We start from the raw sequence: 4,794 nt of genomic DNA, 5'->3' as shown, positions 1-4,794 counted from the left end.
CCGTTCGCCTGGTTGAGTTCGTTATATCTGGAACCAGCATCGGCCAGGAACGGGCGGTTCGTCAAGTTCGTTATATCAGGACCCGATTTGGGGGCGAAATCCGTTCGTTAGTTTCGGAACCCAGATTCGTTAGTTTCGGAACCCAGATTCGTTAGTTTCGGAACCCTGTGGATAGTTTCCTGTTTCCTTAGCAGTAGGTTAGGGGTGATTTTCGGCCCCGTAACATACTCCGTAGGTAACACTATTAACACTAAGGGTCAGAGACCGTGGCTGGACCCTCGATCTCGTTCCCGGCTGGCACGGTAGGTAAGATCGTTTTCCCGTTCTGACCGGGTTTCTTCCTGAACCGCGGGAACTGTCAGGCCAAGGTTCATCTCGTGACGCTCCACCTCTGCCGATGCTTCTTGTGGCCAGCAGGTCCTGTCCTCGATCTGGGGAACATCAGGCCGAAGCATGTTCTTCACCGCAGCTTCCATCCTCGCCATGAACGCGCCGCACTTCGCCACCACCGCTGCCAAGTGCATCCGGTCGGACAGGCTGGGGAAGAGATCGCGCCCGGCCTCATACCGATCACTCATATTTTCCCGGAGTCCCACACCGCAACGATGAGCCATGTCATAGATCCGTTCTGCCCCGGATCTGATCGCCTCGATGAAGGGCCACGGATCGGTGTTGGCGTCTCCACCTACCCGATCCAGCGTCAGAGCGCCCCTGGGAGGCTCGTAGGCGCTTCCTTCGGCCCTGTGGCGGACAATCTCCCCCTTGAGCGCCAGAAGGCCGCTCAGGGCCTCTGTCTGGCCTTCTGAGAGGTCTGCGTCCCTGATGGCGTCCCACAGGCCCTCAGAGGGCGCTCTGACGCTCTCACGGGCCTTGTCCATGACCGCACCATAGGTTTCCGGGGACAGGTGCTGGCGCTGCGTGATTTCCTTGCGGGTGCCGCGCACGATTTCGCTGTCCAGATTCTCGCGGCACCAGTCGGCCCAGGACGTTTGCAAGGCGGAGTATTCGTTTCGCTCGCCCGTGGCCTCCTTCAGCTCCCGAAGCGCCTTGTTGGTCGAGATCACCGGCTTGCCCCGGCTTTCCCGGACGGGAGAGACCAGAACATCGACCACGGCCCCGCCCTTCTCATCGAGATCGAGGCGTGTGGCGATCACCGATCCCTCGCCGCCCCAGCTCTCGGCCCATACCTTCGCCTGGTCGAAGAGCTGGCGGTTATGCGGGTTGTCGGGGTCGTGCAGGTTGCCGGCCTTTTCCACCCATTCCGGCGACACCACGCAGATGGCCTGCAAGCAGAGCGGCGAGCCTTTCCGTTCGCCGGCCCCCAGCTCGGACTTGTGGGCCTTGAAGGCGGCGAGATAGTCCCGGTCGTTCTCGGCCTTCGACCAGGCGAGACCGAAGCCGGGTTCCGCATCGTCCCGGACCCGCGCCTTGCCGGTCTCGTCGTGACGCTGCGCATGGAGGGACGCCCCGCGAAGCTGGGCGATGCTGGTGAACTTGTTGACGCGGATCGCAGCCTTGAACATGGGACGGTGATAGCGGAGAGCGACAGAATTGTCATTTCAAATGACAACCCACTAGGCAATTCTCTTCGAGCCGCTCCGCTAATTGCCGTTGGGCCGGAGGCGCTGCGCCCTCCTGGACCTCCCGCCGGAAGCCGCCCAAGGGGCGGCTGCGCACCATCCCGCCCCTGCCATATGGGGGCCGGTCGGAATGGTGCGCGGAACCAGCCCGGACCGGAGACCTCCGAATATCGGAGGGCCGGGATGGCGGCGGTGATCACGTAGACCCATGCTTGAAAATGGATAATTACTATACCATATTTACGCATGGATTTTGAGTATGACCCCGCTAAAAGTGCCTCGAATCTGTCGAAGCATGGCATCGACTTCGATCAGGCACAGGCCCTTTGGGATGACCCGTGGATGCTCGAAGCGCCCGCCAAGACCGAGGATGAACCGCGGTTCATCTCGATTGGGAAGATCGAAGGCAAACACTGGGCGGCCGTCTGGACGCCGCGAGGTGATGCGGTGCGGATCATCTCGGTGCGCCGCGCCCGGAAAGAGGAGATCAGCTACTATGAAGGCAACTGAGTTCGACAAGAAATTCGACGCCGGTGAGGACGTGAGCGGTGCAGTTGACTGGTCCCAGGCCGGCCGCCCGAATGACCAGCCCAAGCGCGTGAACGTGGATTTCCCGGCATGGGTCGTAGAGGGCCTGGACAAGCAGGCTCGACATCTGGGCGTGACGCGGCAATCGCTGATCAAGCTATGGATCGCCGAACGGCTCCAATAAGTTCACCGTCCCTGGCGGGTCTGTATTCGAGTTCATGTGAGAGTCACGGCTTGATGACGAGGCAACCGCACAAGAAAGGATAGGTATTTGGAAAACATAATAATTGTTCTTTTGGTGTTGGTTGCGCTGTTTTTTATCTTTGGCAGAAAGCGTACTCGCGAAAAGAAGTATCAGCCTCACCGGGACATTTCATATCAACCTGTTAAACCTCGCCCATTTGAGGCTGAGACGGCAACGCCTCTACCCTCCAAGCCAGTAGTACAAGGTTCCGCTTACGTGGTTGATGGCGATACTGTGGTCATTCAGAAAACCCAGATACGCTTGTTCGGCGTCGACGCTCCGGAGATTGACCATCCCTATGGAAAGAAGGCCAAATGGGCCCTGATTTCTTTGTGCAAAGGACAGGTGGTGAGGGCGGAAGTTGCTGAGCAAGATGCGCACGGTCGTACGGTCGCGAAGTGCTACCTAGAAGATGGTCGGGACATCTCTGCTGAAATGGTAAAGCTCGGTTTGGCTATCGACTGGCCAAAGTTTTCGGACGGGAAGTATCGCTCGCTAGAGGTTCCTGGTGTACGTAAGAAACTCTGGTTAGCCGACGCTCGCCAAAAGGGTCGGATGCATGTTTGGGAGCAGTACGAGGCCAGAAAAAGAGCTGGCGTACCCAAGGACTAGGTCTGTTGAACAAATGCACAAACCGCGGGGTCTGGATTAGATGGAGGGTGTCTTTGCTGTAATCTTCGGCCTGTTTGCGCTCTTTTGTGTGCTTTGGCTGTATATCCTGCTCCCTGCGGGCATGGCAGAGCGAAGGAGCCGCAGTCAGTTAATTTGGGTGCTCATAAGTCTTTTTGGTTCGCCCATTCTGGCCTGTCTGCTTTTGTTGGCTCTGGGGGATGCAGAATAGTAGCCCTTGCCATAGAAATGGCAGAGCGCCGAGGGGCTGTGTGATCGTCCGGGATGGAACATTAGGTGCGCTTCCAAGGCCACCAAGATCTGCGCTTTGGGCTGTTGTCGGCCAGAAGCGCCGTCACGCGGGTTTCGGAGCTGTCCAGGCGCTTCCGTAAATCGTTGATCGTATCTGCCATCTGATCCTTCTGGGCTTCCAGACCGTTGGCTCTCTCGCGGGTGACTGCCAATTCTTTTTCCAGCTCAACAACACGGTCTATGTGGCTGCTTTCTGGGGGGGATTTTGCCTGTTGCGTATCGTTGCTTTGCATGTGTTGCGCATCGCGTTGCGCAACAGTGAGCGGAAAAACCCGGTGCAACTCTGACGGATCAATCTCATATGAGCCACCATCGCCCTTACTGGCTGATATCTTTCCGCTTTTGATCGCCCTCTGGATTGTTGTCTTGTTCTTTCCGGTGGCCTTTGCGGCCTCTGAGAGTGAATATTTCATGCCGTTGCGCCTCGTTGCTTTTGCCTGTTGCGCAACAGGGTATCGCGTTGCGTGGCGCAACGCCAAGGGAACCTGATCGAGGCAGGGCTAGGCCCGGCTAACGCAAGCTATCCTGCTTTCCGCAATAGGCCACAAATGCAGCGCCCGCGTTCTTTGGTGGGTTGCCCTTGGCCGCTTCGCTCTTGGCGAATGCCAGCCAGTCCGAACGCAGGGCGTAGTAGTCCCGGCCCTTCTCCCTAGCGATGGTTCGCGCCTTGTCCTCGGCCCACCCCGGAAGCCTGATCTCGGGCAAGAGTTCGTTCTGCGGTGAGCGTGGGCGAAAGATCACCAGGTCTTCGGCGGTCAGCTCCATGCGATAGAACGGCGTGTGATCGTCCTCAATGATCTGGCGGATGTTCAGCCGGAACTTCTTCAGAGGGGCATTGCTGCCGGTCTTTTCCTGAAGCTTGGCGAGGCCGATCTGCCATTTCGGCTGGCCCCCGCAGTGCTTGCGGCCGATCTCATACAGGCGGCGTTCCAGCGGGCGGCGCAGCCGGAAATAATCGTTCGAGATCGTCACGACCTCGTCGCCCACGATCGCGCGCATCACCCAGTCGGACAGGATCACCTCGCAGTAGTCGAGCCGCCACTTGCCCTCTTCCTTCATGACGAACCCGCTGCCCGATTCCAGCAGGCTGAAAAAGCGTGTCTCGCGCTTGTTGCCGGTCTGAATGTCGGTCTGGAAGGTTGTCCCGATGAGCCTCTGGAATGCCTGTTCCAAGCGCTGATACTCGATCCCGCCCGTCTTGCGGTTGGTGGTAATCATCAGCTCGCGGGCGCTGAAGCGAACCCGCTTTCCGATCTTCTCGCCCCGGTTCTTGCGGTGCATGAGCTGGCTCACGCAGAAAATCAGGATGTCTTTGTCGAAGATCGTGGGCAGGCCGACCCCGGACGGCACGATCTTCAGCCGGTTGTCACCGCCGCGATATTCAAGGTGGCGCATGTCCGGCTTGGTGGCGAGCGAGAACAGCGGATGCTCCATCGAGGCCATGTCGTCCTTCGGCACCACATCGGAGATGTCGAGGATGAAAAAGTCCTTCTGGGGGTGTCTGTCGGGGAGCAGCGGCAT

The 4,794-nt window shown here is 58.6% G+C and carries 6 protein-coding genes; 3 read left to right on the top strand and 3 right to left on the bottom strand.

Going from position 1 to position 4,794, the window contains the following annotated elements; genetic code table 11:
* Positions 1-257: 257 nt before the first annotated feature.
* Positions 258-1,523: a plasmid recombination protein gene (locus E3U26_RS12725; RefSeq protein ID WP_499105819.1), complete on the bottom strand. Its 1,266-nt coding sequence runs from the start codon at positions 1,521-1,523 to the stop codon at positions 258-260.
* 303 nt (positions 1,524-1,826) lie between these two features.
* On the opposite strand from E3U26_RS12725, the gene E3U26_RS12720 reads away from it, so the two are divergent.
* The 3 genes from E3U26_RS12720 (at position 1,827) to E3U26_RS12710 (ending at position 2,964) form a co-directional block, all read left to right on the top strand.
* A complete protein-coding gene (locus E3U26_RS12720) occupies positions 1,827-2,090 on the top strand; it encodes a BrnT family toxin (RefSeq protein ID WP_134079808.1) in 264 nt (87 codons plus the stop codon).
* Positions 2,077-2,292, top strand: coding sequence for a type II toxin-antitoxin system BrnA family antitoxin (gene brnA, locus E3U26_RS12715; protein ID WP_499105818.1), 216 nt, complete (start codon positions 2,077-2,079; stop codon positions 2,290-2,292). The genes E3U26_RS12720 and brnA overlap by 14 nt, the downstream gene beginning before the upstream one ends.
* 87 nt (positions 2,293-2,379) lie before the next feature.
* Positions 2,380-2,964, top strand: a complete 585-nt coding sequence (locus tag E3U26_RS12710) for a thermonuclease family protein (protein ID WP_499105822.1) — start codon at positions 2,380-2,382, stop codon at positions 2,962-2,964.
* Between the two features lie 290 nt (positions 2,965-3,254).
* On the opposite strand, the gene E3U26_RS12705 is transcribed toward E3U26_RS12710, so the two are convergent.
* A complete protein-coding gene (locus E3U26_RS12705; RefSeq protein WP_499105821.1) occupies positions 3,255-3,686 on the bottom strand; it encodes a helix-turn-helix domain-containing protein in 432 nt (143 codons plus the stop codon).
* Positions 3,687-3,783: 97 nt separating this feature from the next.
* The gene (locus E3U26_RS12700; RefSeq protein ID WP_499105820.1) at positions 3,784-4,794 is read right to left on the bottom strand and encodes a replication initiator protein A; all 1,011 of its coding nucleotides are present in this window, start codon (positions 4,792-4,794) and stop codon (positions 3,784-3,786) included.

The organism is Paracoccus ferrooxidans (assembly GCF_029909815.1).
In the GTDB taxonomy this organism is placed as follows: domain Bacteria; phylum Pseudomonadota; class Alphaproteobacteria; order Rhodobacterales; family Rhodobacteraceae; genus Paracoccus; species Paracoccus versutus.
The sequence above is the reverse complement of the archived record's forward strand: the minus strand, read 5'-3'. Positions and strand labels throughout refer to the sequence as shown.

What these genes read in the sequence shown, in the direction of transcription:
- E3U26_RS12725 (WP_499105819.1), bottom strand. Translation starts at nt 1,523, where the DNA reads ATGTTCAAGGCTGCGATCCGCGTCAACAAGTTCACCAGCATCGCCCAG.
- E3U26_RS12720 (WP_134079808.1), top strand. Translation starts at nt 1,827, where the DNA reads ATGGATTTTGAGTATGACCCCGCTAAAAGTGCCTCGAATCTGTCGAAG.
- brnA (WP_499105818.1), top strand. Translation starts at nt 2,077, where the DNA reads ATGAAGGCAACTGAGTTCGACAAGAAATTCGACGCCGGTGAGGACGTG.
- E3U26_RS12705 (WP_499105821.1), bottom strand. Translation starts at nt 3,686, where the DNA reads ATGAAATATTCACTCTCAGAGGCCGCAAAGGCCACCGGAAAGAACAAG.
- E3U26_RS12700 (WP_499105820.1), bottom strand. Translation starts at nt 4,794, where the DNA reads ATGCCGCTGCTCCCCGACAGACACCCCCAGAAGGACTTTTTCATCCTC.